General features: G+C 72.0%; 16 protein-coding genes. 2 read left to right on the top strand and 14 right to left on the bottom strand.

The window, feature by feature from the left end:
- Nucleotides 1-31: 31 nt before the first annotated feature.
- The 5 genes from IW256_RS00535 to IW256_RS00515 all read right to left on the bottom strand — a co-directional run bounded on the left by IW256_RS00535 (nucleotide 32) and on the right by IW256_RS00515 (nucleotide 7,189).
- Nucleotides 32-1,729 carry a thiamine pyrophosphate-binding protein gene (locus IW256_RS00535; RefSeq protein WP_197009056.1) on the bottom strand — a complete coding sequence of 566 codons (1,698 nt, stop codon included), beginning with the start codon at nucleotides 1,727-1,729 and terminating at the stop codon, nucleotides 32-34.
- Nucleotides 1,726-3,495 (bottom strand): hydantoinase B/oxoprolinase family protein, encoded by a 1,770-nt coding sequence (locus IW256_RS00530; RefSeq protein ID WP_197009055.1) that lies wholly within the window; start codon nucleotides 3,493-3,495, stop codon nucleotides 1,726-1,728. The genes IW256_RS00535 and IW256_RS00530 overlap by 4 nt, the downstream gene beginning before the upstream one ends.
- Nucleotides 3,492-4,211 (bottom strand): SDR family NAD(P)-dependent oxidoreductase, encoded by a 720-nt coding sequence (locus tag IW256_RS00525; protein ID WP_197009054.1) that lies wholly within the window; start codon nucleotides 4,209-4,211, stop codon nucleotides 3,492-3,494. The genes IW256_RS00530 and IW256_RS00525 overlap by 4 nt, the downstream gene beginning before the upstream one ends.
- On the bottom strand, nucleotides 4,208-6,322 hold the full coding sequence (locus IW256_RS00520) for a hydantoinase/oxoprolinase family protein (protein ID WP_197009053.1): 2,115 nt from the start codon (nucleotides 6,320-6,322) through the stop codon (nucleotides 4,208-4,210). Before IW256_RS00520 ends, IW256_RS00525 begins: the two co-directional genes overlap by 4 nt.
- 132 nt (nucleotides 6,323-6,454) lie before the next feature.
- The gene (locus tag IW256_RS00515; protein ID WP_197009052.1) at nucleotides 6,455-7,189 is read right to left on the bottom strand and encodes an SDR family oxidoreductase; all 735 of its coding nucleotides are present in this window, start codon (nucleotides 7,187-7,189) and stop codon (nucleotides 6,455-6,457) included.
- 487 nt (nucleotides 7,190-7,676) lie between these two features.
- On the opposite strand from IW256_RS00515, the gene IW256_RS00510 reads away from it, so the two are divergent.
- A complete protein-coding gene (locus IW256_RS00510; protein ID WP_197009051.1) occupies nucleotides 7,677-8,423 on the top strand; it encodes a GntR family transcriptional regulator in 747 nt (248 codons plus the stop codon).
- A 101-nt stretch (nucleotides 8,424-8,524) separates the two neighbouring features.
- Here IW256_RS00510 and IW256_RS00505 read toward each other — a convergent pair whose 3' ends face one another.
- The 8 genes from IW256_RS00505 to IW256_RS00470 all read right to left on the bottom strand — a co-directional run bounded on the left by IW256_RS00505 (nucleotide 8,525) and on the right by IW256_RS00470 (nucleotide 18,330).
- Complete coding sequence (locus IW256_RS00505; protein WP_197009050.1) at nucleotides 8,525-9,721, bottom strand: NAD(P)/FAD-dependent oxidoreductase; 1,197 nt, start codon at nucleotides 9,719-9,721, stop codon at nucleotides 8,525-8,527.
- A 53-nt stretch (nucleotides 9,722-9,774) separates the two neighbouring features.
- Nucleotides 9,775-11,190 (bottom strand): diaminopimelate decarboxylase family protein, encoded by a 1,416-nt coding sequence (locus IW256_RS00500; RefSeq protein WP_197009049.1) that lies wholly within the window; start codon nucleotides 11,188-11,190, stop codon nucleotides 9,775-9,777.
- 142 nt (nucleotides 11,191-11,332) lie between these two features.
- Complete coding sequence (locus IW256_RS00495) at nucleotides 11,333-13,612, bottom strand: LamG domain-containing protein (protein ID WP_197009048.1); 2,280 nt, start codon at nucleotides 13,610-13,612, stop codon at nucleotides 11,333-11,335.
- Nucleotides 13,609-14,436: an SDR family NAD(P)-dependent oxidoreductase gene (locus IW256_RS00490; RefSeq protein WP_197009047.1), complete on the bottom strand. Its 828-nt coding sequence runs from the start codon at nucleotides 14,434-14,436 to the stop codon at nucleotides 13,609-13,611. Before IW256_RS00490 ends, IW256_RS00495 begins: the two co-directional genes overlap by 4 nt.
- A complete protein-coding gene (locus IW256_RS00485) occupies nucleotides 14,433-15,575 on the bottom strand; it encodes an ABC transporter ATP-binding protein (RefSeq protein WP_197009046.1) in 1,143 nt (380 codons plus the stop codon). The genes IW256_RS00490 and IW256_RS00485 overlap by 4 nt, the downstream gene beginning before the upstream one ends.
- Nucleotides 15,576-15,585: 10 nt before the next feature.
- A complete protein-coding gene (locus tag IW256_RS00480) occupies nucleotides 15,586-16,374 on the bottom strand; it encodes an ABC transporter permease (RefSeq protein ID WP_197009045.1) in 789 nt (262 codons plus the stop codon).
- Nucleotides 16,371-17,204: an ABC transporter permease gene (locus IW256_RS00475; RefSeq protein WP_197009044.1), complete on the bottom strand. Its 834-nt coding sequence runs from the start codon at nucleotides 17,202-17,204 to the stop codon at nucleotides 16,371-16,373. The genes IW256_RS00480 and IW256_RS00475 overlap by 4 nt, the downstream gene beginning before the upstream one ends.
- Before the next feature lie 40 nt (nucleotides 17,205-17,244).
- Nucleotides 17,245-18,330: an ABC transporter substrate-binding protein gene (locus IW256_RS00470; protein ID WP_197009043.1), complete on the bottom strand. Its 1,086-nt coding sequence runs from the start codon at nucleotides 18,328-18,330 to the stop codon at nucleotides 17,245-17,247.
- Between the two features lie 343 nt (nucleotides 18,331-18,673).
- Between IW256_RS00470 and IW256_RS00465 the strand changes: the two genes are divergently transcribed.
- A complete protein-coding gene (locus IW256_RS00465; RefSeq protein WP_197009042.1) occupies nucleotides 18,674-19,360 on the top strand; it encodes a GntR family transcriptional regulator in 687 nt (228 codons plus the stop codon).
- Between the two features lie 117 nt (nucleotides 19,361-19,477).
- Here IW256_RS00465 and IW256_RS00460 read toward each other — a convergent pair whose 3' ends face one another.
- Nucleotides 19,478-20,359, bottom strand: a complete 882-nt coding sequence (locus tag IW256_RS00460; protein ID WP_197009041.1) for a LysR family transcriptional regulator — start codon at nucleotides 20,357-20,359, stop codon at nucleotides 19,478-19,480.
- Nucleotides 20,360-20,438 lie beyond the last annotated feature (79 nt).

Below are 20,438 nucleotides of genomic sequence, written 5' to 3'. Positions count from 1 at the left end.
GTCTCGCATGCCGATGAGAGACACGGGGCCCTCACCTCCTGCGGTGACGTTCGAAGTTGAAGGGCGGCAGTTCGTCGGGCCGGATGCGCACGTCCACGACGCACGGCCCGTCGAGCGCGAGCGCCCTGTCCAGCGCCGCCTCCAGCTCACCGGCGTCCTCCACCCGGATCCCGGCGATGCCGACGGCCTCGGCGAGCCGGTCATGGCGCACGTCGGCGAAGTCGAGCCAGCGCGACGTTCCGTCCTGGAGGTCGTGCCAGAGCTTCTGATACGCGAAGCAGCCGTTGTTGAGGACGACGCAGACGACCTGGAGCCGCTCGCGGGCGAGCGTCTCGAGTTCGCCCCAGCCGAAGCCGAAGCCGCCGTCGCCGACGAGCGCGACGACGCGACGGCCGGGGAACGCCGTGGCGGCGCCGATCGCCCCCGGGAGGCCGAAGCCGAGGGTTCCCGCCGCGCGGCCGTAGGTGATCCGCTCGAAGTGCCGGCCCTGCCGCAGGTAGCTCAGTGCCCACACGCTGCTGTAGGCGGCGTCGCAGACGACCACGTCATCGGGTGCCAGCGACCGCTGGAGCGCGGTGTAGAGACGGGCCGGGTGGACCGGGCTCCCCTCGTCCGCCGCCCGCCGTTCCTGCGCGGCACGCACCGCGGCCCACGCGCCGGCGAGATCCTCGGCCGGGGCGGTGCGCGGCGCCCCGCCGGACTCGGTGGTCGTCAGTCCGTCGAGTTCGGCGAGCAGCCCGGCGACGGCCGCCTCCACGCCCGCGTGGATCGCGAGCGCCGGGCGGGTGCCGCGCGCGAACGCCTCCGGGTCGAGGTCGACCCGCACGATCGTGGCGTCGGGGCCGGGCAGGCGCCCGCCGTCGGTGGTCACGCCGTCGAGCGCCGAGCCGAGCACGAGCAGGACGTCGGCACGTGCGAGCACACCGTTGGCGACCGCGCCCGAGCCGTCGTCGCGGTCGGACATGAAGCCGGCGACACCGGCGAAGAGGTCGTGCGTTTCGGGGAAGGCGCCGCGGCCCATCGAGGTCACCGTGACCGGTGCCGCGAGCCGTTCCGCGAGGGCGACGATGTCCGCGGCCGAACGCGCGCCGCCGCCGGCGAGGATCGCGGGTCGCGCCGCGCCCGCCAGGAGCCTCGCCGCCTCAGCGAGCCCGGCCCCACCGGACGCCGGCCGCACGCCCTGGGACGCGGCATCGAGCGCGTTTCCGGACGGTTCGGGCTGCGGCTGCTCCATCACGTCGTTCGGCAGTTCCACCAGCACCGGCCCGGGACGGCCCGCGACCGCGATCCGCAGTGCCCGGTCGACCGTCGCCCCGATCCGGTCGGCGCGCTCGACGCGAACGGCCCACTTCACCAGCGGGCGGGCGACCGCGACCTGATCGACCTCCTGGAAGGCGCCGGTGCCATGGACGTCGGTCTCGACGCCGCTCACCAGCGCGACGAGCGGCGAGTTCGCCGCCTGCGCCTCCAGCAGGGCGGTCATGAGATTCAGCGCGCCCGGTCCGTGGATCCCGCACGCGACCGTCGGGCGGCCCGTCAGGCGGGCGACGGTGTCGGCGGCGAACCCGGCGGAGCGTTCGTCCCGCATCGTGACGGCGCGGATGCGTTCGGGGTCGAGCGCCTCGTACAGCCATTCGGGCGAATCCTGGCCGAACACGTACCGGACGCCGTGCCGCTCCAGCGTCTCGGCGACGACATGCCCGCCGTTGCGGACCTTGGAAGCCGTCATCGACCCGCCTCCTCAGCCTGGGCGCGCAGCGCCTCCGTCGTGACGGCGTCGACCTTGCCGTCCGCGTCGAGCGCCACACCGTAGACCTCGCGGGCGCGCTCACCGGTGATCCAGCCCTCGCGCACGTCGTGGGCGACGCGCTCCGGGTCCCGCGCCGGCGGGGGGCCGTAGCCACCGCCTCCGCAGGTGTGGGAGAGCACCCGCTCTCCGTCGTCGAGCCACAGCTGGGCCACGGGGTCGAGTTCGGTGCGTGCGCCGTCGGTGCCGATCTTCCACACCCGGGCGACGCCGCCGGCCTCGCCGCCGCGCGCGCCGAGCGCGGGCGTCTCGTAGCCGTCCTGCGCGTACATGAGCGTCATCGGGCCGCCGACCGGGCCGAACTCGACGAGGGCACCGGGCGCGCCGCGGTGCTCGCCGGCGCCTTCGCTGTCGGGCAGGAGGGCGCGCGCGTGGACACGGATCGGGAAACGGGCCTCGTCCATCTCGACGCTGTCGAGCAGGGTCAGGCCGGCGTTGCCGACGTGGGCCGCCGTGAACCAGCCGTCGGCGTAGGGGCTTCCGGCGCCGCCGCCGATACCGAGGAAGATCTGGTTGACGAACGGACCTCGCTCGTCATGACCGGAGATCACGCCGTCCGCGGGCGGGATGACGTACCCGACCTCGGCCTGGCCGGCGCCCTCGGACAGCTCGGCGAGCGCGCGCTGGACCCCGCAGGCGACGCGGTCGGCGACGTTCGTCGTGGCGACCGAGCAGCTGGCCGGATGGCGCGGGATGCCGACGACGCAGTTCTCACGCAGGACGATCCGGAGCCGTCGGAACGCTCCACTATTGAGCGGGACGTCGTCGTGCAGCCCGTTGAACACGCCCACCATCGCGGCGGTGCGCGAGGTCGACTCGGTGAGGTTGAGCCCGCACGGCTGGCAGTCGGGGTTGTCGGTCAGGTCGACCTCGATCATCTCCTCGGCGGCGTCGACGCTCACCTGGATGCGCAGGTCGAGCCCCTCCGGCAGCCCGGGGAAGGCGTCGTGATGGGAGGTCACCTCCACCGATCCGCCGCCGAGCCGGCCGATCGCGCCGCGCATGCGCCGCTCGCTGTAGTCGAACCACTGCTCGGCGAGCTCGTCGAGCGTGTCCCACCCGACGTCCGCGGCGAGCTCGCGGAGCTTGCGCTCGCCGATCCGCGCGGCGCCCATCGCCGCGAGATAGTCGCCGCGCCACTGGTCGGGCACGCGGATGCGCACCTCGCACATGCGCAGCACGTCCGCGATGTCGCGGTAATCGCGCTGGACGCGGACGCAGGGGAAGATGAGCGCGCCCTCTTCGTAGACGTCCGCCGCGGTCGCCATGTACGTCGTGGGGACGGAGTTGCCGCAGTCGGCCTGGTGGGCCTTCACGACGACGGTGAACCGGTGCGCGCCTTCGTCATCGAAGACCGGCACGAGGAAGCTGTGGTCGGCGGCGTGCGAGTTGCCGAGGTAGGGCGAGTTGTGCAGGAACGCGTCGCCGGGGGCGATGTCGTCGTGGAGTTCGCGCATCACACGGGCCATCAGGTCCGGGCCGCTCATCACGTGGATCGGGAGGCTGTCGGCCGCGGCCAGCAGCTCGTCGCGGCCGGTGAGGATGCAGCACGAGAAGTCGCGCGCGGAGTTCAGCACGCCGGAGCGGCCGGTCCGCAGAACGGTGTTCATCATGCTGCGCGCGATGCTCTGGAGCCTGTTCGTGACGACCGCCAGGCGCGCGCCGTCGATGTCGGTCATGGCGCTCATCCGGCGAGCGTCCCTAGATCGACCGGAAGGCAGGCGCCGTTGACGCCCGAGGCGCCCTCGCCGGCGAGGAAGAGCACGGCCGCCGCGACCTCGTCGAGTTCGACGAAGCGGTTCACCGGGTGACGGGAGAGCATGTCCTGCAGGACCTCCTTGCGTGTGCGCTCGCCGGTGGCGATCGCATGGGAGATGTGGGTCTCGATGAGAGGCGTGCGCATCCACGCGGGCGCGACCGCGTTGGCGGTCAGGCCGTGGGGTGCGCCCTCGATCGCGGCGGTGCGCACGAAGCCGAGCACCGCGTGCTTGGCCGCGACGTACGCGGACTTGGTGCGCTCGGCCACGAAGCTGGAGGCGGACGCGGTCACGACGATGCGCCCGCCGGGCCGTTCGATCAGGTACGGCCACGCGAACTTGGCGGCGAGGAACGGACCGCGCGCCATCACGTTCATCAGGCGGTCCCACTCCTCGACCGGGTAGTCGGGGATCTCCGCCGTGTGCTGCGTCCCGGCGTTCGGCACCAGCACGTCGACGCGCCCGAACCGCGCGACCGCCTCCTCGACCATCGCCCGGTTGCCCTCGACGGTGCCGACATCGGCGTGGAAGCAGTCGTCCCCCACCTGGTCGACGCGCAGCACGTCCATGCCGGTCGCCTCGAAGCGGTCGGCGATCACGGCGCCGAGGGCGCCGGCCGCCCCCGTCACGATCGCGGCCCTCGTCATCGCGACTCCTTCGCCGCGGCCCCATGGGGAGCGATCACGAGGCTGCCGCGCTCGCTGAGCTCGAAGGTCGCGCCGGCGTCGATGACCACGCTGGTGTCGGGCGTCTCGACGACCGCGGGCCCTTCGTACGTGCGGCCGACCGTCAGGGCGCTCGCGTCCCACACCGCCGCGTCGACCGTGCCCACGTCCGGGAAGGTGGCACGGCGGCGGCGGGCGCGCTGCGCATGCGCGCCGGTGTGGGCGACGCGCGGCAGCGCGTCGCTTCCGATCTGGCAGCGGACGGCGGCCCGCCAGCCGAGCAGTTCGACCTCCGAGTCGGGATCGGCCACGCCGAACACCTCCCGGTGGAGGGTGTCGAAGCCGCGCCGCAGAGCGTCGACGTCCCCCTGGCCGGAGAACCGGCGGACCGGCAGGTGCACCTCCAGTTCCCAGATCTGGCGCGCGTAGCGGGCCTCGACGAACAGGTCGACGCGCGAGCCGAGGGCGCCCTGCAGGCCGTCGGCGAACGCGGCGCAGCGTGCCTCCAGCGTGTCGAGCAGCCGGTTGACGGCGCCCGCGTCGAAGTCGGCGGTCGTCCGCCAGTCCGCGGCCCGCGCGTCAAAGGCCATGTCCGACAGCAGCGCCCCGCCGGCGCTGAGCGTCGCGACGACGTCCGGGATCAGGACGCGCTCGCAGCCCAGCCGGCGGCCGATCGAGACGGCGTTCAGCCCGGCGGCGCCGCCGCCACCGGCCAGCACGGCCTGCCGCGGGTCGATGCCCTGATGGATGGTGATCTCCTCGATCGCGTCCACCATGTGCTGGGTGGCCACGTCGCGGATCGCCATCGCCGCCTGCTCGACCGTGAGGCCGAGCGGCCGGGCGACGTCGCGCTCGATCGCCGCGGCGGCGGCGTCCGGATCGAGCGTCATCTCGCCGCCGAGGAAGTACGCGGGGTCGATGTGGCCGAGCACGAGCGAGGCGTCGGTGACCGTCGGCGCGGTGCCGCCGCGTCCGTAGCAGGCGGGCCCGGGGACGGCGCCCGCGCTCTGCGGCCCGACGTGGAGGAGCCCGTAGGCGTCGACCCGGGCGATGCTTCCGCCGCCGGCGCCGATACTGCGCACGTCGACCGAGGGGAAGCCCGTCATGACGCCGATGTACGGCTCGCCGATCCAGCTCTCGCGTGTGAAGGGGATCTCGCCTCGGCGTACGAGGCTCACGTCGAAGCTGGTCCCCCCGGTGTCCATCACGATGACCGTCTCGCCGCTGGTGTCGGTCGCGGCGTAGGAACGGCCGGCCAGCGGCGCCATCGAAGGCCCGGAGTTGATGACGTGGACCGGCGCCTCCGCGATCGCCTCCGCGTGCGCCAGCCCGCCGCTCGAGGTGACGACCGGCAGCGGGCCGCGCAGGCCGGATTCGCGCAGGCGCCGCTCGAGTTCCTCGATGTGCCGGGTCATCAGCGGCTTGAGGGACGCGTCGATGACGGCGGACGCCGCGCGGCGGTACTCGCGCAGCGAGGGGTTGAGGCTGTGCGCGAGCGTGACCGGGACGCCGGGCAGTTCCTCCGCGAGGAGTTCACCGACACGCAGTTCGTGCTTCGGCTCGACGACCGACCACAGCAGGCAGACGGCGACCGCCTCGACGCCCTGCTCGGCGAGCGTCGCGCAGATCCTCCGGACCGCGTCCTCGTCCAGCGGCTCGACGACCTCGCCCCGCGCGCCGATCCGCTCGGGGACCTCGAAGGTGAGGGCCCTGGGGACGTACGGGTCCGGGAACTCGCGCCGGTGGTCGAACGGCTTGTCACGACCGCCCTCGCGGAAGACGAGGATGTCGCGGTGGCCGCCGGTGACCAGCAGCGCCGTGCGCGCGGTGCGGCCGGTCAGCACGGCGTTGATGGCGTGCGTGGTGGCGTAGATCAGTTCCGCCTCGCCGAGCAGGCCGGCCAGCGGGACGCCGAGGTCGTCGGCGGCGGCGGTCAGGACGTCGAGAACGCCGTCGATGGGGTTCGCCGGGGTGGTCGGACGTTTGTAGAGCCGGACGTCGGCCCCCGGCCGCTCGACGACGAGGTCGGTGAACGTACCGCCGGTGTCGACTGCGAGCCGGGTGGTGCCGGCGTGGTTCGTCGTGGTCTGCAACCGCAGTACCTCCGCATCAGGTCGAGCTGATGTATACACGAAAGGTACTCACCCCCAAAAATGAGGTCAATACCTGCGATGTTGCAACTCGAAGTTTGTTCTCGTATACACGGAGCCGGGATGGCCGGCGCGTCAGTAGGAGGCGCGGCCACCGGAGATGTCGAAGACCGCGCCCGTGCTGAAGCTGCACGCGTCGGAACACAGCCACGCCACCAGTTCCGCGACCTCGCCGGGCCGGCCGACCCGGCCCATCGGCGTACGGGCGACGACGTAGTCGCGCATCGGCGTGCCTTCGCCGCGGGTCATCGCGGTATCGATCACACCCGGCGTCACGCAGTTGACGAGGACGCCGCGGTCGGCGACCTCGCGTGCGAGCGCCTTCGTCAGGCCGATCACGCCCGCCTTCGACGCCGAGTAGGCGGCGGAGTTCGGATTGCCCTCCTTGCCGGCGACCGACGCGACGTTCACGATGCGCCCGCCGCCACGGTCCAGCATCCCCGGGACCGCGGCCCGGCAGACGTTGAAGACGCCGGTCAGGTTGACCCCGATCACCGACGCCCAGTCCTGGTCGGCGTGCTCGTGCAGCGGCGCCAGCGGCCCGGTGACACCGTGGCAGTTGACGACCACGTCCGGCGCTCCGCACGCCGTGCCGAGCGAGGCGAACGCGTCCTCGACCTCCCGCGCGTCCTGGACGTCGAACACGAGCGTGCTCACCGCATGCCCGGCGGCCCGGAGGGCGCGTACGGACTCCACGGGCTCCTGGCGATCGGCCAGCACGACGTGCGCCCGGCTCGTCGCCAGCCGGCGGGCGACCGCCGAACCGATACCGCCCGCCGCCCCCGTGACGAGGGCGACCCGGCCGTTCACGCCGCCTCCTCGACGGCGCCGTCCATCGTTGAAGCCACTCTTCGCTCCTCCCCAGGGAAATTGCATACGCGTATACAAAGATGCCTTAGACTGACTGTCAGGGCAATGATTGCGATGAGGTGTATACACATCCTGGTGGTTGGAGGTTCCATGACCCATCACTCCAGCGCCCTCGACGAGCACCGTCGCCGTCGAGGAGGCTCCCGACCTGGCCTGTCCGTCCGCCAGGGCTGCGAGGCGACCCGCGGACGCCCATCGGGTATACAGACCGCCGCGCGCCGGGAGTACGACATCCGGCTTCCCGGCGCGACGCACGGGCCCGCCGCACGCCTCACGGGCGCGTCTCGGCACCGGCTCGCCACGCTGCACGGCGGAGGAGACGGAACCGCCTTCGGTGTCACCGATAATGTTCTTCGCCGGTTCCTCAGCGACGCGGCCGACGCGTCGCGGCCGGCGGAGTGGCCGGGACAGCGGCCGGGAGCCGATCATGCGTGACAGCGACACTCTGAGCTCCGACATCTTCATCGGAGTCGAGCGCGCGCCCGGCGAGTCGCTCGGCTACTTCGCCACGCGGGTGCTGCGCGACAAGATCGTCGAAGGCACGCTGCGCCCCGGCCAGCGCATCTTCCAGGAGGCGATCGCCGAGCAGCTCGGGCTCAGCCGCATCCCGGTGCGGGACGCGCTGCGCCAGCTCGAGAGCGAGGGACTCGTCCGGCTCGTCCCCAACTCCCCCGCCCGGGTCGCCGAGCTCGACCCGGCGGAGTTCACCGAGATCTACGAGATGCGCGAGCACCTGGAACCGCTGGCGGTCGAGCGCAGCGCGCCGAATCTGACCGACGAGCAACTCGACCGGATCCACCGGCTCTCCGAGCAGATCGAGAACAGCTGGGACGACTCCGAGCGCGTCCTCAAGCTCGACCGCGACTTCCATCTCGCCTCCATGCAGGCGGCACGCATGCCTCGCCTGCTGCGACTCGTCGAAGACTTCTGGAACAGCTCCCAGCACTTCCGCCGCGCCTACCGCGAGACGGTCGGCGAATCGGATATCGCCGTGATCAGGGCAGAGCACTTCCTGCTCGTCGACGCGCTCGACAGCCGTGACGGAAAGCAGGCCGCGCAGATCGCCCGCAACCACATCCGCCGCACCCGGGTCCGGCTCGGAGGCCGACTCGAAGCCATGTCCGAGGAGCAGCGCACCGCCGGGAACGCCCGGTTCGATCCCGGACGCAGGTGATCCGCGCGGAGGTCATGACCCTGGCGCTGTGAGGCGGCGCCCCCCGGTCCCCCGGCGAGGGGCACCGCCCGCTCAGGCGCGCGGCTCAGGCCGGACGGCGGTCACCCCCAGACGCCTTCCGGATCTCCGGCGTTCAGGAGCGCGGTGAGATCGTCCAGCGGCGGATAGATCCGCTTTTCGACGATGGTGCGCTTGAGCTCCTTGGCCTTGCCACCGGTGAGCTTGACCGAACGTTCCCATCCGGTGGTGAGGACGGCACCGGCCGCTCCCAGGTCGAGGCAGGTCACGTAGGGTGCGGGCGCGAACTCCATGAGCGGACGGCCGAGCAGGTCGGCCGCGGCGTTGTGGCCGGCGTACCGCCCGAGCGGGATCGCGTACTGGCAGCTCTGCACCGTCGGATGAGCGCCGTCCGCCATCGCCGCCGCGGTGTCGCCGGCGGCGAACACCTGCGGCGATTCCGGCACCCGGAGATGCGCGTCCACGCGGAGCCGTCCCAGCGGGTCGCGGCGCCCCGGGACCTGCCGGGTGAGGGGGCTCGCCGTCATGCCGACCGTCCACACGGCGGTGTGCGCCGGGATCTCCGTCCCGCCGCTGAGGCGGACGCGGCCGGCGTCGAGGGACGCGACGGTCGCGTTGAGCATGACCTCGATGCCGAGCTCCTCCACCGCCTCCTTGATGACGTCGTGGGGCCCCTGGCCGAGTTCCGGCCCCAGCGTTTCCGCGCGCTCCACCAGGACGACGCGGACCTCGTCGGCGGCGGGACCGGCGAGCGCGCGCAGCCGCCCGACCATCTCGGTCGCCACCTCCAGCCCGGTGAAGCCCGCCCCGACGACCACCGCGGTGAACCGGCCCGATCCCTCCGGCCGGGCCGGCAGGGCGTGCAGATGGGTGTCGAGGGCGACCGCGCCGGCGAGCGTGTCGACGTCGAACAGGTGCTCCGCGCCGGGCAGGTCCGGCCGTCGCAGGGCGCTGCCGCTGGCCAGGATGAGCCGGCCGTAGCCCGACCGCTCGATCCGCCCGTCGGCGTGAGTGACCGAGACGGACCGCTGCCCGGTGTCCACGGCGGTGGCGATCCCGGCCACCCGCACGACCCCGGTGGGCTGCAGGATCCGCTCCAGCGGCACCCGCACCGCCGCCGGGTCCGCCTCGTACAGGCGCGGCCGGATGACGAGGTCGTCCCCCGGGGTCACCAGGGTGATCGTCAGATCGGCGCCGTGCCGTTCGCGGACCCGGGCGGCGGCCAGCGCGCTCCACACTCCGCCGAATCCGCCACCGATGATCAAAATGTCGGACGCCATCGCGTCTCCTCCGTGTTCGGGATGGGTGCAGGGACCCGGCAGGCCGCTCGGCGTCACGCGGTGCCGCCGGCCGGCCACAGGTCGAGTCCGGCCGACTCGCGCTCCCAGATGTCGGCGAGCGTCTCGCGGCGGCGCGCCGGGCGGACGACACCGTCGTCCACGTACACGACCGCCGGCCTGGGGAAGCCGTTGAACTGCGTCGACAGGACCTCGCAGTAGGCGCCGTGGTTCAGCAGGGCCACCAGGCCGCCCTCGCGCACGTCCGGCAGCAGGATGTCCTCGGCGACGCTGTCGTAGGCGCACGTCGGCCCCACCAGCTCCACCGGCAGCGGATGCACCGGAGCGTCCGGTCGTTGCCCGACCGCGATCACGGGGAAGCCGACCCGGTTGAGCCCGCGGCCGGTGAACATCGTCATGGCGCAGTCGAGGGTGACGTAGCGCCGCTCCCTGGGGCGGGTCACGTCCTTGACGTCCTGCACGCGGGCGAGCAGCAGCACGGCGTTGCCCACCTGGAACCCGCCGGTCTCGAACTGGACGATCGGGTCCCAGTCGGCCTGGACGAGCCCGGCCGCGATCGCCTCCGCGTACTCCTCGGGGCGGGGCAGTGCCCGGAACTCGCCGTCGGTGCCGTTGCCCGGTGTGGAGAGGTACACCGACCGGCCGGAGCGGAGCCCGCCGCCGAGGTTGATGCGCGGCACGGTGACGCCCGTCGCGCGGCGCAGCAGTCGCGCGAACTCCACGATCTCCTGGGCGCAGAGGGTCTGATGCATCAGCTGGCGTTCGGCGGTGTAGTCCGCGCGGATCCCGGGGAACCCGGCGTGGTGGGTGACGCCGACGAACTCCAGTTCCTCGGCCGCGAGGACGGCCTTGACGACGGCCTCCGCGTCACCGCTGCGCGTGCTCGATCCGAACTTCCCCTCGGCGACGCGCAGCGTCCGCTCGTAGCTGGGGTCGCGTTCCAGCAGGGTGGTGTAGGAGAGTTTCAGCCGTACCGCGCACGGCACCGTGACGCCGAGCTCCCGCGCGATCGCGCGGATGCGGCCCACCTCGGCGATCGAGTCGACGTTGATCTGCCACACGCCCGTGCGGATGGCCGCGGTCAGGTACGCGCGCGACTTCCCGTTGCCGTTGATGATCACCTTGCCGGCCGGGACGCCGGCGGACACGGCGAGCGCGAGTTCGTGTTCGGAACTGCAGTCCATCGCCGCCCCCAGCCCCGCCATGGTCTGGACGACCGCGCGGTTGTTGTTGGCCTTCATGGAGTACGCGATCACCGGCCGCGACAGCCGGGCGCTGAGCGCGGCGTGCAGGACCGTGTAGTTGTGCCGGAGCTGCGAGGCGGATATGACCCAGGTCGGCGTGCCGTGGTCGGCCGCCAGCCGCGCCAGGTCCGCGCCGTCGAAGCTGACGGAGCCGTCGGGGGCGTGAGCGAGGACCTCCGGTGCGTGGGCGAGATCGGATATGGACATCGGGACACCGTCCTTGAAGCACGAGCACCGTGCCGGTGCTGGGAGGGATTGAAGATCATCTGGGTTGCCGGCCCGCGTGCCGTCCGGCTTGAACGGAGCCGTCGCCTCAGAGGCGGGCGGACCGGCCCCTGTGGACGCACGCCTAGCCCAGTGGGGCGGAGGTGTCCAGGAAGCGGCGAAGCACGTTCTCGGTGATGCGGGAGACGTTGTTGGCGTAGTCGTTGTGGGAGAGGGCACCGACCCAGTCGATGGAGCCGACCGAGAACACCGCGCCCCCTTCGGGGGTCTCGAAGAAGGTGAGGTCCGCCCGCACCTCGGGGCATTCCGTGCCGCCCTGCCCGGGCTTCATCGCCAGCACCTCTTCGACGACGTGCTGGAACAGGTCGCTGTGCTCTCCTTGGGACGTGGCGACCACGAGGGCGTGCGGCGGCGTGCCGGCCGAGACGTCGGCCCGGTCCGTCTCCGCGCCCGCGGCGCCGCCGCCGTTGTTGCCGAAGTCGCCGATCGGCTCGTTCACGTCCACCCCGTCGAAGATGAAGGCGACGCGCGGGTCCCGGCTCGCCGGCGTGCACCGGTAGGGCACCGACGGGCCGCCGCCCTGGGCGGTGAAGCCGACGCCGACGAGGCGTTGCGGGGCACGGCCGCGGTGCCGCCACAGGCCGCCCGGCTCGCCGTTGGAGTGGTGCTCCTCACCGGGCGGGCTGGCCCACGCCCGCGTGCCCGCGTGCCCGCGGCGGATCTCGATCACATGGGGACGGTCCGGCAGCACCGTCGTCACCCAGTAGAACCCGTTGCCGCCCAGGTACATCAGGCGGCCCCCGGTGTCGGTGTAGCCCGCCAGTGCGTCGAGCATCTCGCCGGTGACGTACTCCGGGTGCATTCCGGTGAGCACCACGTCGTAGCGTCCCAGCAGTGCGGTGCCCTCCTCGTGGAGGTCCTCGTCGGTGATCACCTCGTACTCGACGCCCTGCGCGTGCAGCCAGTCGAGGAGGAACATGTCCCCGCTGAAGCACCAGCCGCCTCCGCCGCTGAGGAACCAGCGGTAGGTGGGCTGGACGTTCAGCATGGGCCGCAACCGCGAGACGTGCGCCGTTCCGGAGCCGTCGGAGTGACGGTCGTAGAGCGACGGTCCCAGGTCCCGGCGGCTCCCGATGACCGGGTCGATCTCGTCGATCACCGCGTCGGTGCTGCCGGTCATCTCCCTCATCCGGACGAGGTTGAGCCGGAGGTTCGAGTACGCCATGTAGGTGAAGGTCGAGGCGAGGAAGGCGACCCGCCGGCCGCCGCTCCCGTCCCTGGGGGGACGCACGAAGAAGACGATGAAGTACTCGTCGCGGTCCGTTCCGAGCCGGGCGGCGTAGGCACCGCTGGGCAGGCCGTCCGGCACCTCGTAGGAGAACGCCGGGACCCATCCGGCGTCGTCCAGGTCGTCGTCGTGGAAATGGATCGCGCCGTACTCCCCCGGTGCCGACCGGGGGTCGCGATACCGGCCGGTCCACCGGTGACCGGTCACGGCGCGCAGCGGGGAGTTGACCGTCTCTCCGTGGAGGCCGTGCCCTGACACGTCCACGATCCGCCGGCGGTCCATCTCCAGGCTGAGGTCCCAGTCGGCCAGGACGCTCGCCGGGGCGAGCGTCCTGGCGTCCGCGCCTTCGCCCAGCCGCGCCATCTCCGCGGCGGTCAGCGCCCGGCCGAGCACGCACGGACCGTCGATCTTGCCGTTGAACCCGCCCTCCAGGCGTGGGCGCCGGCGGCCCCGCGCCGGTCCGGCGAGCCGCTCCCCGCCGATGAGGACGGGGGCGTCACCGTCGATGGGCAGGTCGGGTCCGATGTCCGCGGTCCGCTCCGCCCGGTCGGGATCGCCGGCGTAGCGCCGCAGCGGCCGTTGCACGAGCCGTACGGTGCCTGCGCCGGGATCGACCGCCGCCGCCACGAGATACCAGTGCTCGGCGAGGAGCGGGACGCCCGTGGTGACCAGGACGCCGCCGGCCCGGCACGCGAGCGCGCCGGTCTCGTCGAGCAGCAGCCCGAACCCGTCCCCGGGCTCCGCGCACCCCTTCGTGAGGATCCCCTGGCGGCGGCCCTGGCCGGGCGCGGTGGGGCACACCCACGCCTGGACGGTGAACCGGCCGCCGGCCAGCAGCGCTCCGCCGTCGGCGACCAGCGCGTAGGAGCCCGGCCGCAGGTCCTGGACCTCGCCCGGGTACACGCCGTCGATCGGGGCGCCGACCCGCTCGTAGGCGAAGGTCTCGGTCTCGCCCCTGGTCCGCGGACCGCCGCGGGTCAGGCGGACGATCTCCGCCGTGTAGCGCTCGGATTCGGAGCCGACCATGAAGGTGATCGCCTCGCCGGGCGCGACCGACCATCGATCGGCATAGCCCAGCAGCCGTCCGGTACGGCGGGTCGCCGCGATCGCGGTCATGGGAGCAGACCTCCGTCGACTCGGATGACCTGGCCGGTGACGTAGTCCGACAGGCCGGTGGCGAGGAACTCCAGGACGCCGGCGCAGTCCTCCACGGTGCCGAGCCGGCGCAGCGCGACGTCCCGGGTGACCTCGTCGAGACCCAGCTCGCGCATCTTCGGCAGCAACCGCCCGGTGCCGATCGCACCCGGCGCGATCACGTTGGCGGTGACGCCTTCGGGACCCAGTTCCTGGGCGAGGCAGCGGGTGTACATGATGACGGCCGCCTTCGCCGCGGCGTAGTGGGCGTAGCCGCCGTCGGGCCGGGGCTGGAGCCCGGACACCGAGGAGACGGTCACGATCTTGCCGGACCGCTGGGCGCGCATCACCTCGGCCACCGGAGTGCACGTGTTGACGGTCGTCAGCAGGTTGCGCGCGTGCACGGTGGCGAGCTGGTCCAGGTCGAGGCGCGACGCCGTGTTCTCCGTCAGGGCGCCGGTCCCGCCGCCGGCGTTGCACACGCACACGTCGATGCGGCCCCAGGCGTCCATGACCCGCTCGACCATCCGCCGGGCCGAGTGCTCGTCGCCGAGGTCGGCCTCGACGGCCAGCACTCGGCCGCCCATCTCCTCGATCTCGGCGGCGGTTCCGGCGCCCGTCATCAGCTCTCGTTCGGCGTCGAACTCCGCGTACGAGTGCAGGTCCCGATCGACGACGGCCACGGCGGCGCCCAGCCGGGCCAGCCGCAGCGCGTACCCGCGCCCGATGCCGCGGCCCGCCCCCGTGACGATGGCGACGCGGCCCGCGAGCGCGGCGGCGCGCGGGCCGGTGGGATCGGTGCTCATGACGCCGCCTCGCGCTCCGCGGCCGGCGCCTCCAGCAGGATCGCGTCGGAACGGTCCCATGCCAGCTCGACGTGGTCGCCGCGGCCGATCCCGGGATCGGCCTCGGCGGCGCCGACCCGTGCCTGGTGCGTGCCGCCGCCGGGCAGCTCGACGAGGTACCGGCGGTCGGAGCCCAGGTAGATCACGTCCTGCACGACACCGGCGAGGACGTTGTGGCCGGGTTCCGGGCCGGAGCCCTCGCCCGTTCGTTTCCGCTGGACGCGGATGCGCTCGGGACGGACGACGACGGCCGCGCTCGCGCCGTTGCCGGGACGGTGTGAACCGCCGGCCGGCACGGTGATCGGCGGGCGCCCCGGAACGACCAGGCGGCCCACGCTTCCGGTGCCGTCGAAGGTGCCGTGGAAGACGTTGGACTCCCCCATGAACTCCGCCACGAAGACCGACCCGGGACGTTCGTAGAGTTCCTCGGCGGTGCCCACCTGCCGGATCCGCCCGTGGTCGTAGATGGCGATGCGGTCGCTCATCACAAGGGCCTCCTCCTGGTCGTGGGTCACGTAGCAGATGGTGATGCCGAGCTCGCGGTGGATCCGCATGATCTCCAGCTGGAGCGCCTCGCGGAGTTTCTTGTCGAGCGCGCCCATGGGCTCGTCCATCAGCAGGACCTGCGGCTGGAAGACGATCGCGCGGGCCAGAGCCACCCGTTGCTGCTGCCCGCCGGACAGCTGGCGGGGGTAGCGGTCCCCCATGCCTTCGAGGCGGACGGTGGCCAGCGCGTCCCGCACCCGCTCGTCCCGCTCCGCCTTCCCGATCCCGCGGACCCGCAGCGGGAAGGCGATGTTCTGGGCGGCCGTGAGGTGGGGGAACAGCGCGTAGTTCTGGAAGACGACGCCGATGTTCCTGCGGTGCGCGGGCAGCCGGGTGATGGCGCGGTCGCCCAGCCGTACCTCACCGGAGTCGGGCTCCTCGAAACCGGCGATGATCTTCAGGGTGGTCGTCTTGCCGGATCCGGAGGCGCCCAGCAGGGTCAGGAACTCGCCCGGCTCCATCCGCAGGGAGACGTCGTCCACCGCGGACACCTTGCCGTAGCGTTTGCCGATCCCGCGCAGCTCCAGGTGGCCGGAGGAACTCGTGGTTGTCATGGGCATTCCTCTATGTCTTGACCCGGCGGCGGGCGAGCAGGGCGACGCCGAGCGCCATCACGGTGACCAGGATGAGCAGGGTGGCCGCGGCCGCGACCGTCGGGTCGACGCCGCTGCGCAGCTGGTTGAAGATCACGACCGGCAGCGTGCGGACGACCGGATCGGTGACGAACAGGGCGACCACGATCTCGTCCCAGGAGGTGATGAACGCGAAGAGCGCGCTGGCCGCGACTCCCGGCGCGATCATCGGCAGCGTGACCCGGAAGAAGGTGGTGACCGGCCCGGCACCGAGGCTGGCCGCCGCCAGTTCGAGGTTGCGGTCGAACGACTGCAGGCTGTTGGTGACGGACACGATGACCAGGGGAAGCGCCAGCACGGTGTGCGCCAGCACCAGCCCGGCGGTCGTGCCGATGATCCCGAGCCGCACGAACACGAAGTACGTCCCGATCGCGGTGATGACCGTCGGGACGACGATCGGGCTCAGCACCAGCGAACCGGTCAGCCTCCGCCCGCGGAACCGCCCGCGGGCCAGGCCCAGCGCCGTCGCTGTACCGATGACGGTCGCGGTGAGGGCCGTCCAGAGGCCCACCTCCAGGCTCTTCAGCGCCGCGTCGCGCCAGGCCGGATCGGTCAGGAGGGTCTCGTACCACCGCAGGTCGAAGCCGCGCGGCGGCCAGCGCAGCAGGGTGCCCTCGGTGAAGGAGAGCGGGATGACGACGAGGGTGGGCAGCAGCAGGAAGATCGCGATCAGCGCGACGACCGCGCGCAGGCCCGCCTTCAACGGGCTCCGGCCCCTCATTCGTCGTATCCCATGACCGTGCGCAGGTCGACGAGCCGCGTGCCCGCCCAGATCACGGCCAGCGTCGCGACGAGCAGGACGACACCGAGCGCGCTGCCCACGCCCAACTCGAGCTGGCCGTTGACCTGCTCGACGATGAGCTGGCCGACGAGCGGCCTGCCCGGGTCGCCGAGCACGGCGGGGGTGAGGTAGAACCCGAGCGAGATGACGAACACGATGAGGCTTCCCGCGTAGACCCCGGCCATGCTGAGCGGCAGGAAGACCCGGCGGAACGCGGTCAGCGGCGAGGCCCCCAGGCTCAACGCGGCACGCGCGAGATCCGGGTCGATCCGCCGCATCCCCGCGTAGAGCGAGAGCACCATGAACGGCAACAGCACGTGCGTCATGCCGATGGTCGTGCCGAGCGCGTTGCGGATCAGCGGCAGCGGTTCGTCGATGATGCCGGCGCCCATCAGCGTGGCGTTGACGATCCCGGAGTCCTGAAGCCACACCGACCAGGCGAAGGTGCGCACGAGGATGCTCGACCAGAACGGCAGCAGCACGAAGAAGCCCAGGACCAGGGCCGGCCGGCGGCCTCCCATGTGCATCACGTACGCGTAGGGGTACCCGAGCAGCAGGCACGCCCCGGTGGTGACCACCGCGACGATGAACGTCGTGACGTAGGCGTCCAGGTAGACGGGGGATTCGGTGAAGACCGAGTAGTTGGCCGGGGACGGCTCGGTGAGGCTGAGGATCGCCATGTCCGCGAGGGGCCATCCGAAGAGCACCAGCAGGAACAGGATGCCCGGGACGGCCAGCAGGCCCCAGCCGCGGATGCGTCTCACCGTCATGGCGCCGGGTCCCCGGGGCACGGCGGATCCTCCGCGCGGGTCACTTCTTCAGCCATTCGTTGAGCCGCCGCGCGAGCATCTTCTGGTTGTCGGCGTAGTAACGGCTGTCGTAGGCGAAGGACGTGCCCCCCTTCCCGGACGGCAGGAAGCCGTAGGTGGGGGCGGACGGGTCGGGCTTGGCGTTCGGGTGGCCTGGCGCGACCGGATAGATGTTGGACAGCTGGGCGTTGTTCTGGGCGCTGGTCATGTAGGCGGCGAGCTTCATGGCGGCGTCCTTGTTCTTCGCCCCCTTCGGGATGACCAGGTAGTCGCTGCCCAGCCCGTACTCGTTCCACACCACGCCGATCTTGGCGCCGTCCTGGGCCAGGGCGTGCGCCTGGCTGGAGAAGACCGACGCCAGGGTGACCTCGCCGTCGGCGAGCAGCCGCACGGTGTCGGTGGGCGAGGGCGCCCAGATCAGCGAGGACCGGATCGTATCCAATTTGCGGAACGCCCGGTCGACGTCGAGCGGGAACAGCTTGTCGATGGGCACGCCGTCGGCCAGCAGCGCCGACTCGTAGATGCCGGTCGGACCGGATACCCGGAAGAAGGCCCGCTTGCCCGGATAGGCGTCCAGGTCGAACCACTCGGCCCAGGTCTTCGGCGGATTGGGGGTCTTGTCGGTGCGATAGCCCATGACGCTGGCGTACCGGTGCAGCGGCACCCGGTAGCGGCTCCCGCCCTCGCCCGCGGTGCAGGCGATCAGGTTGCAGTCCAGGGGTTCGAGCAGGGCCTCCTGCTCGCCCGTGCCGAAGTCGCCGCCGACGTCGACCAGGTCCCAGGTGACGTTCCCGGACTTCACCATGGCCTCGATGCGCGCGTAGTCGGTCGAGCCGACGTCCTGCACGATCTTGACCTGGGGATTGGCCTTCATGTACGGCGTCAGGTACGCCTTCTCCTGTGCCTTCTGCAGGGCGCCTCCGTTACTGGCGAAGGTCACCCTGGCCGCCTTGCCTCCGGCGCCCTTGCCCGGGTCGCCGCACGCGGCGAGGAGTTGCGGGGCGCCCAGAAGGGCGGCTCCGCCCAGTCCGCCCCGCAGCAGCTGTCGGCGGGTCGGTCGGTACCCGCCGCGTCCGTGGTCTCGCATGATTCCACCTTTCGCCGTCTCACTCCGCGGTGGCCCTGCATCAACCCGGAGTGGTCGAAATCGGATCCAAGTATCCAAATATCCAATATGGCTGTCAAGGGTGCTCGTTCGAACACAGGCCCCGCGACCTCCGGTACGTCCCAGGGAACCGCGCGCCACCAGGCACGTCAGGTCGCCTGTCAGTCCAGCTCACAGCGGGGTAGAGTCCGGGGAACGCACATCAAGGGCGACCCTCCTGGATACATGGAGTCACGAGCACGCTCGGCCCGGCACCGCCCTTTATGATCAACGGATGACCAGTAATAGGATCCAATTATCCGGTCAGGGTGCTGAGGGGAGAGCGATGGCAGCGGACCAGAGATGGCGGGCCCAGCGCCGGGGCGGTGAGTCGCTGAGCCACTTCGTCACGCGGACGATCCGGGACGCGATCGTCAGCGGGCAGCTCGCTCCCGGGGAACGGATCCCCCAGGAGCAGATCGGCAGCGCGCTCGACGTGAGCCGCATCCCGGTGCGCGAGGCGCTGCGCCAGCTGGAGAGCGAGGGCCTGGTCCGCCTGACGCCCAACAGCTTCGCGCGGGTCGCGAAGCTGGACATCGCCGAGGTCAGGGAGATCTATCTCATGCGCGAGAGGATCGAACCGCTCGCGATGGAGCTCAGCATGCCCGGCCTCACCGAGACGCACCTGCGGCGCCTCGACGACCTCCGCAAGGACATCGATGCCAACCGGGACAACTCCGAGATGGTGCTCCAGCTCGACCGCGATTTCCACCTCGCCTGCTACGAGGGCGCGCCGACCCGGATCCGGCGCCTCGTGGGCGACTTCTGGAACGCCACGCAGCACGCGCGCCGGGCGTACGCCAACGCGGTGGCCAGCGACGACGAGCACGAGGTGATGTGCGCCGAGCACTACCTGATCTATGTGGCGCTCAGGGAGGGCAACAGCGAGCAGGCCGGCGCGCTGATGCGCAGCCATATCGCGCGTACACGGTTGCGCCTCGAACGGGAGCGGTCCGTCAGCTCGGAGGTGTGAGCGCAGACTCCGGCCGCCCTTGAGCCCCCGGCGGCTCTACCGGCAGGGCCTTCACATCAGGCGATGACACCCGCGCCGAGTCCCACCGGTCCGGGTTCCACGCTCAGCTTGGAGTGCTCACCGGCCGGCGGCGGCGGTGAGGCTGTCGACGAACAGCCGGGTGACCTCACGAGTGTCGCCGGACCGCCATGCCACGGCCAGTTCGGCGGGCGCCAGGCCGGCGACGGGGCGGCACACGACCCCGGGACGCTGGTAGAGCCGGGCGTTGCCCGCCGAGAGCAGCGCGACGCCGAGGCCGGACGACACCGCCTCCAGTACCTCGTCCGGGCTGGTGGCCTCGGTGCCTATGCGCGGCGGGCGGTTCTCGCGCGCCTCGGCGGCGAGCCAGAAGTCGCGCAGCGGGCCGGCCGCGGCGGGCAGCGCGACGAACGGCTCGTCCAGCAGGTCGGCGAAGGGGATCTCGGCCCGGCCCGCCAGCGGATGGTCGTCCGGCAGGGCCACCCAGCGGCGCTCGGTGACCAGGGTGCGGGTGCTCGTGCCGTCGAGCGGGATGGGCAGCCAGACGAAGGCCACGTCACTGGTCGCGTCGGCCAGCCCCGCGGAGGGGTCGTCCCAGCCGACGAGGCGGAGCGACACCGTCCAGTCGGGTGCGAGCTCCCGGAACCTGCGGAGGGCGCGGCGTTGCAGGTCGCGGCCGACCGCCGTCTGCATGCCCACCACCAGCGCCCGCGGGCCGCCGAGCGCGCGCGTCTCGGCGTACGCCCGGTCCCAGGTCCGCAGGATCTCGCGCGCCGCCGGGAGCAGTGCCGTGCCCCGCGGGGTCAGCGCGATGTCCCGGCCGCGGCGTTCGAACAGGTCGAACCCCAGCCGCCGTTCCAGCGCCCGGATCTGCTTCGACAGCGCGGGCTGGGAGACGAACAGGCGGGCCGCCGCGCGGGTGAAGTTCAGCTCGTCGGCGATCACCACGAAGTACCGCAGGTCCCTGAGGTGGGCATCCATAACCTCTGGTTATACCGAAGGGTCTTGGACACCGCGCAGGGCCGGACGCGACGGTGGGACGCGTCCGCCACTGCTGAGG

This window comes from Actinomadura viridis (assembly GCF_015751755.1).
In the GTDB taxonomy this organism is placed as follows: domain Bacteria; phylum Actinomycetota; class Actinomycetes; order Streptosporangiales; family Streptosporangiaceae; genus Spirillospora; species Spirillospora viridis.
The sequence above is the reverse complement of the archived record's forward strand: the minus strand, read 5'-3'. Positions and strand labels throughout refer to the sequence as shown.

Excerpts from the sequence above, each read along its gene's own strand:
- IW256_RS00535 (WP_197009056.1), bottom strand. The coding sequence starts at position 1,729 with ATGACGGCTTCCAAGGTCCGCAACGGCGGGCATGTCGTCGCCGAGACG.
- IW256_RS00530 (WP_197009055.1), bottom strand. The coding sequence starts at position 3,495 with ATGAGCGCCATGACCGACATCGACGGCGCGCGCCTGGCGGTCGTCACG.
- IW256_RS00525 (WP_197009054.1), bottom strand. The coding sequence starts at position 4,211 with ATGACGAGGGCCGCGATCGTGACGGGGGCGGCCGGCGCCCTCGGCGCC.
- IW256_RS00510 (WP_197009051.1), top strand. The coding sequence starts at position 7,677 with ATGCGTGACAGCGACACTCTGAGCTCCGACATCTTCATCGGAGTCGAG.
- IW256_RS00505 (WP_197009050.1), bottom strand. The coding sequence starts at position 9,721 with ATGGCGTCCGACATTTTGATCATCGGTGGCGGATTCGGCGGAGTGTGG.
- IW256_RS00500 (WP_197009049.1), bottom strand. The coding sequence starts at position 11,190 with ATGTCCATATCCGATCTCGCCCACGCACCGGAGGTCCTCGCTCACGCC.
- IW256_RS00495 (WP_197009048.1), bottom strand. The coding sequence starts at position 13,612 with ATGACCGCGATCGCGGCGACCCGCCGTACCGGACGGCTGCTGGGCTAT.
- IW256_RS00490 (WP_197009047.1), bottom strand. The coding sequence starts at position 14,436 with ATGAGCACCGATCCCACCGGCCCGCGCGCCGCCGCGCTCGCGGGCCGC.
- IW256_RS00485 (WP_197009046.1), bottom strand. The coding sequence starts at position 15,575 with ATGACAACCACGAGTTCCTCCGGCCACCTGGAGCTGCGCGGGATCGGC.
- IW256_RS00480 (WP_197009045.1), bottom strand. The coding sequence starts at position 16,374 with ATGAGGGGCCGGAGCCCGTTGAAGGCGGGCCTGCGCGCGGTCGTCGCG.
- IW256_RS00475 (WP_197009044.1), bottom strand. The coding sequence starts at position 17,204 with ATGACGGTGAGACGCATCCGCGGCTGGGGCCTGCTGGCCGTCCCGGGC.
- IW256_RS00470 (WP_197009043.1), bottom strand. The coding sequence starts at position 18,330 with ATGCGAGACCACGGACGCGGCGGGTACCGACCGACCCGCCGACAGCTG.
- IW256_RS00465 (WP_197009042.1), top strand. The coding sequence starts at position 18,674 with ATGGCAGCGGACCAGAGATGGCGGGCCCAGCGCCGGGGCGGTGAGTCG.
- IW256_RS00460 (WP_197009041.1), bottom strand. The coding sequence starts at position 20,359 with ATGGATGCCCACCTCAGGGACCTGCGGTACTTCGTGGTGATCGCCGAC.